Genomic DNA, 6068 nt, shown 5'->3' on the forward strand with positions numbered 1-6068 from the left:
ATCTTTTAGCGGCGTCGCAAACGCCAGAGCACAAATGCCAGCAGTACGCCTGGCAACCACACCCACAGCAATTCAGAAATGATCACCTGATGCCCGCGCGGCGTCAGGTATTTTTCCAGCGCCAGCGGCGCGACTTTAATGACCCGCCAGGGGGCGAAAAAGCGCTCTTCAGACCACGGCCACAGCCAGCCAACGCCTTTGCCGCCCGTGGTCACTGCGTCCAGCAGGCTGTGCGACAGCAGCGATACCGTCAAAAACAGCCAGCAGCGCAGCAGCCCGGCCTGAAACCATCGCCTGCCTATCAGTACGCACAGCAGCGGCACCACAAACGCAAACAAGAGCGAATGGGTAAAGCCGCGATGACCAAACATGTTTCCAAAATCTACTCCCAGATAATAAGAGAGCACATCAGCATCGGGCAGCATGGCGAGCGCGACGCCGGTAAATAACAGGCGTCGTGGGATGATTTTGCTGCCCAGACCCAGCCCGAGGCAAAGCGGTACGGCGGCATGCGTCACAATGGTTGGCATAGAGATTTCCGCTGGAAAAGGTTGCGGCAAACTATAGCCCACCGGCTGGCTACCGCGAGCAGGGGATTTTCCGAAACCCGGCGCGGCGGAGTGCTCTCCTGCTGGCGTGTACGGTGCGTTCGATCACATTTTTAAACTTTTTTAACTTTTCTAAAATCAGTCCCTTAGCGGGAGATTGCCGGTAATGACTTGCGATGTGACCACGGACTGCCAGTCTTAAATCAGGCAGCTAACCCAACATCGCAATATAAACAGGAGGTGACATGGCACGTTTTCAGCAGAAAGTGGTAGTGATTACCGGCGCGGGTTCCGGTATTGGCGAGGGCGCGGCGAAGCGCTTTGCCAGCGAAGGGGCCAGCGTTGTACTGGTAGGACGTACGCCGGAAAAACTGGAAAAAGTCGCGGCTAAATTGCCGCAGGGCAAACACCTGGTGGTGCCTTGCGACGTATCGAAAGCGGATGAGGTTGAAAACCTGGCGCAGCGTGTGGTGGATGAATATGGCCGCGTGGATGTGCTGGTGAATAACGCGGGTGTGATCGTGCAGGGCCGCATTCATGAAGTCTCGCTAAACGACTGGGAAACGCTGATGGGAACTGATCTTAACGGCGTGTTCTACTGCACCCATTATTTCATGCCGGAATTGCTGAAAACCAAAGGCAATGTGGTCAATATTTCTTCGGTTTCCGGACTGGGCGGCGATTGGGGAATGAGCGTGTATAACGCGGCGAAGGGGGCGATCACCAATTTTACCCGCGCGCTGGCGATGGACTACGGCGCCGACGGCGTGCGTATTAACGCCATTTGCCCTGGCTTTACCTTTACCGAGCTGACTGAAGATATGAAGCAAAATGAGCCGCTGCTGCAAAAATTCTACGAACGTATCCCGCTAAAGCGCGCCGGGGAGCCGGAAGATATCGCAGATGCCATTGCTTTTATCGCCAGCGATGATGCCCGTTACATTACCGGCGTGAACTTGCCGGTCGACGGCGGTCTCACTGCCTCCAACGGGCAGCCGCCGCAGGCGTAATGCATCAGGCGGAACCACGAATAACCAGTTGGCCGGACAGCGTGATGCGCTGGACCGGCAGATCGGCGGTTTTTAGCTTGCGCACCATCAACTGCGCCGCCTGGCGCCCGGTCTCTTCACTGGCGGAAGAGACATAGGTGAACGACGGCGTGGTCAGATTAATCATTAAATCTTCAAACCCGATCAACGACACCTGTTGGGTAAGGAACACATCTTTACCCACGGTGCGCCCCACCTGATTGATGGCGTCAATACAGCCGATAATGGCATTGGGGGAATGGCACAGCAGGGCGGTAATTTTGTTGTTGCTTTCCAGCAGATCGCGCACCACGGCGCTGGCGGCCTGGGTATCCTCCCGACAGGCAGGCGTAAAATCCTCACGCGGAAATAAACCATACTGCGTGAGCGCGGCGCGGTAGCCGCAGAGCCGTTCATGGCGAATTAAACAGCGCGGATCCCCGCCGATGTAGGCGATGTTGCGATGCCCGCGTTCAATCAGATAGCGCGTTGCCAGGCTCCCGGCCTGGCGATTATCACGCATTACCACATCCCGCGCACAGTTGAGCGGCGACTGAGAGACGACCACCATGGGCAACGGGCTTTCGCTTATCGCAGCGGGTACGCTATCGGTTTTGGATTCCGCATCTAAATAAATCACCCCCGCGACGCCCTGGCGGGTAAACGCCAGTAAACTTTGCTCCAGCCGCTCGACATTACCCTGAGGCTGGGCCAGTACCACCATAAAGCCCTGAAGCTCCAGTTCGTGAACAATGCTCGACATGACGCGAATGGCGAAAGGATCGTTAAAATCGTGGAGAATAAGACCGATGAGATTAGAGGTATTGGCGCGAAGATTTGCAGCGGCCATGTTATGGACATAGCCCAGCTCGTCGATAGCGGCCTGTACCTTTTCGATGGTGGCCTGAGATATTTTCCCTTTCTGGCGTAACACCAATGAGACGGTAGAGACGGAGACATCCGCCCGCTTTGCCACATCAATAATGCTGACCTTTTTCATCGCGCTCCTGACAAGTCCTTTTCATTCCGCGAGATACCCGCGCCTCTTGTAACATACAGGAGGCGCGGCAGAAAATCGCGATCACTTACCAATCATGGTGGAAATGGTTTGCGCAATAAATTGCGCCCGGGCGCCAAATATCACCTGTACGCCGCTGTCTCCCACAAAGACAACACCACGAGCGCCCACACTGTTTAAGCCATCACGATCCACCAGCGAGGCTTTATCCACTTCCAGACGCAGACGGGTAATGCATGAGCCGACGCTGTCGATATTCTCCGGACCACCCAACAAATTGATGATATCAGTCGCCAGTTCGGTGTCGGTTTTGTCATCGGCATTTACGGCTATTTCCGCACGGCCCGGCGTTTTCACATCGAAGCGACGAATCACATAGCGGAAAGTGAAGTAGTAAATGAGCCCCATCGGCACGCCGACAATCACGGCATTCAGGAAGTTGGTTTGGTAGCCGTTAAACGACGGCAAAATCCCGAATGAAATGTAGTCGATAAGCCCGGCGGAGAACGATTTGGCGATATGCGCATGCAGCAGATACATACACATATAGGACAACCCGGCCATCACCGCGTTAAATACATACAGAATCGGCGCCACAAAAATAAAGGTGAACTCTACCGGCTCGGTAATACCGGTTAAAAAGCAGGTCAGAGCCGCAGAGAACAGAATACCGGAGGCGATCTTTTTGTTTTTGGTATTGGCTTCGTGATACATGGCCAGACAGGCAGCAGGCAGCGCGAACAGCATCAACGGGAACTCGCCCTGCATAAATTTGCCTGCGTTGTGGTAGGTATCGCTGCTGAAGCTTTTCACGCCTTCTTCCAGCATTTTGAACCAAATGGTTTGATCGCCATGGATCACCTGGCCGGTGGCGGTGGTGTAATCGCCAAAAGAGTACCAGAACGACGGATACCAGATATGGTGCAGGCCCAGCGGGATCAGCGCACGTTCCACCAGTCCAAAAATAAACGTGGATGCGGCCTGGTTATCACCGTTTACCACCAGAGACAGCGCATCGATGCCTGCCTGAATATGCTGCCAGACGTAGGGCAACGCGAGACCGAGCAAAAACGATAAAAACGCGGTTGCGATGGCGACAAAACGTTTACCGGAGAAGAAGCCTAAAAACTCCGGTAATTGCATGGTATGGAAGCGGTTATAACACCATGCGGCAAGAATACCGCATATCAGGCCGCCGAAAACGCCCATCTGGAGAGTAGGGATACCCACTACCATGGCATACTTCCCGCCGCTGGCGGCCATTTCTGGTGTAATCCCCAATACCGTGCCGATGGTGATATTAGTGATGAAAACCGATACCGCCGCCGACAATGCCGCGATCCCGGATTCTGACGCCAACCCAACCGCAGAGCCGATAGCAAACAACATAGGGAGATTGTCAAAGATGACACCCCCCGCGTTCATCATTAACGGTAAGTGGAATTTGTCACCAAATGCCAACAGCAAACCTGCCGCAGGCAACAGTGAAATAGGCAGCATTAACGCGCGGCCTATCATGGATAGCTTTGAAAGCGATTTAACCAACCCTGACATCAGACTCATGCTGATTTCCCCCGAAGTAGACCGGGCTTATGCCCTGTTTTATGCAAGTAGAACGTTCTAGTAGAACGTTCTACTTATCATTGTTCAGGTCACCTCAAGCCCGCAACAGAAATTTAACGCCCGGTCAAAGTAAATACTTATTTTTTGAAGTGGGTCAGAAAACGAGATCGCAGAAGGTGCCGGGAGGATGGCACCCGTAAACGGCGCAAGAGTACAAAACGACTCATTGAGAATAATGAAGACAGATTATATTTTACGCGAAGATGTTATTTGGATATTTATTTAAAATAACAAGTTAATTTCATTTAAAGACTAATTAATCAAAACGGTTTTGATTTGTTCTTTTTGGGATTTTTTCGTGTTTGTGTTTATTTACATCTTTAATGGATAATTAATGTTCTATTTTAGTCCATCCAGGATGAACAATAATCTACCCGGGAAATATTCAACGAGGTTATATTGTGGGTTATTCAGATAAATTAAGTGCATGGATGATGAAGTCGCTCCTGAGTCTACCATTGACAGGATTGTTTATTGTAAGTGGGTGCCACTTTAATGAATCCGAACCGCCTAAAACAGCCGTCACTGTGCAGTCGCCCCAGCCATCAAACGGGGTCTCTACGCCATTACCCTCTGCGAAGTTAGAATCCCAAACGACAGCCACTGCTGAAAGTGAAACGTATCGGGAAAGCTCCTCTTCTACCGGTACTGCGACAGTTTGCCAGCGTGAACTCGCGGCTTTATCGAAAATCAACCCCGCAAAATATGCCACGCAAAAAGGTGTTTTTGATAACTTACTAAAAAGCGTCTCGGTATATTCTACTGTGCGCGATGATGTTAATCCCGGTACGAAAGATATTATGGATACGCTTTACAAATATAAAACGCAAAAAATCTGTAATGACATTCAGCAAGCTATCAACGAATCACTGATTGCACGGGGAGAGAATGTGAAATGACCCGGTTTGCATTGAAACGCCTTTTTTTTTTATTTTGCCAATAACCGCCTGCGCTATTGCCGCGCAGGATGCTCAGTCAGCCAGCACTACCACCACACTGCAATCTCTGGATTCCATCACCGCGCAGTCTAGTGGCATTCCCGAATTACTGTTAGTTAAACCAATACCTTTGCCGGAGCCGAACGTTACCCATCCTGCGAAGCCTAAAAAAACCAATCGCGCTATTGCCGCTACGCAAACTGATAAAAAACCCTCCGAACCTGGTCAGGTGCAAAATCTACGGTTTAGCTGGGCTCAAGAAAAAGCCGAACTGGAAAACAAACTCAATGAGGCCCGGAAGTTGGCTGCTGATTACCAAAAGCAGCTTACTGACGTAACCAACCAGAAAACGACCAACGCGAGTAATTTTGCAGATCTACAGCAGCAACTGGCTGAGCGTGAGGATGAACTGGAAGCGCTAAAAGCACAGAATCAGGCAAACCTAAGCGCTGAGGGAGATAAAAAACAGCTTACTTTCCAGTTACAAAAATCACTTGAAGCCAGCCAAAAACAGGCTGCGACTTATCAGAAGCAATTGGCAACTCTCACTGATGAGCAGGCTGCAAAAGCGAAAGCGCTGACCGAACTGCAACAGCAACTGGCAGATCGTGATAAAACCCTGCAGGAACTAACTACTCAGGTAAAAGCCCTGAGCGGTACGCGGGATGAAAAAACGCAGCAAACCGCCCAGTTGCAGAAAACGCTGGCGGAAAACCAGAAGCAAAAAGCGGAGTTTCAGAAGCAGATTGCTGACTTAACTGGCGACCAGTCGGCAAAAGCGAAAGCGCTAACTGAACTGCAACAGCAACTGGCCGATCGTGACAAAACCCTGCAGGAACTAACTGCCCAGGTAAAAGCCCTGAGCGGTACACAGGATGAAAAAGCGCAGCAAACCGCCCAGTTGCAGAAAACG

6 protein-coding genes are annotated in these 6068 nt (G+C 51.4%); 3 read left to right on the top strand and 3 right to left on the bottom strand.

Annotated features, from left to right (window positions below; all coding sequences use genetic code 11):
- Positions 1-5: 5 nt before the first annotated feature.
- Positions 6-530: a metal-dependent hydrolase gene (locus tag FHW74_RS17975; protein ID WP_183171721.1), complete on the bottom strand. Its 525-nt coding sequence runs from the start codon at positions 528-530 to the stop codon at positions 6-8.
- A gap of 263 nt (positions 531-793) precedes the next feature.
- Between FHW74_RS17975 and FHW74_RS17980 the strand changes: the two genes are divergently transcribed.
- The gene (locus FHW74_RS17980; protein ID WP_183171722.1) at positions 794-1558 is read left to right on the top strand and encodes an SDR family NAD(P)-dependent oxidoreductase; all 765 of its coding nucleotides are present in this window, start codon (positions 794-796) and stop codon (positions 1556-1558) included.
- Positions 1559-1562: 4 nt separating this feature from the next.
- On the opposite strand, the gene FHW74_RS17985 is transcribed toward FHW74_RS17980, so the two are convergent.
- Positions 1563-2576 (bottom strand): LacI family DNA-binding transcriptional regulator, encoded by a 1014-nt coding sequence (locus tag FHW74_RS17985; protein ID WP_183171723.1) that lies wholly within the window; start codon positions 2574-2576, stop codon positions 1563-1565.
- 81 nt (positions 2577-2657) lie between these two features.
- The gene (locus FHW74_RS17990; RefSeq protein ID WP_183171724.1) at positions 2658-4157 is read right to left on the bottom strand and encodes a PTS transporter subunit EIIC; all 1500 of its coding nucleotides are present in this window, start codon (positions 4155-4157) and stop codon (positions 2658-2660) included.
- 461 nt (positions 4158-4618) lie between these two features.
- Between FHW74_RS17990 and FHW74_RS17995 the strand changes: the two genes are divergently transcribed.
- Both FHW74_RS17995 and FHW74_RS18000 read left to right on the top strand, forming a co-directional pair.
- Positions 4619-5116, top strand: coding sequence for a hypothetical protein (locus tag FHW74_RS17995; RefSeq protein WP_183171725.1), 498 nt, complete (start codon positions 4619-4621; stop codon positions 5114-5116).
- A gap of 34 nt (positions 5117-5150) precedes the next feature.
- The coding region (locus FHW74_RS18000) for a hypothetical protein (RefSeq protein WP_370528047.1) at positions 5151-6068 on the top strand (918 nt) is incomplete at its 3' end.

It is taken from the genome of Atlantibacter sp. RC6 (genome assembly GCF_014193285.1).
Classification (GTDB): Bacteria; Pseudomonadota; Gammaproteobacteria; order Enterobacterales; family Enterobacteriaceae; genus Atlantibacter.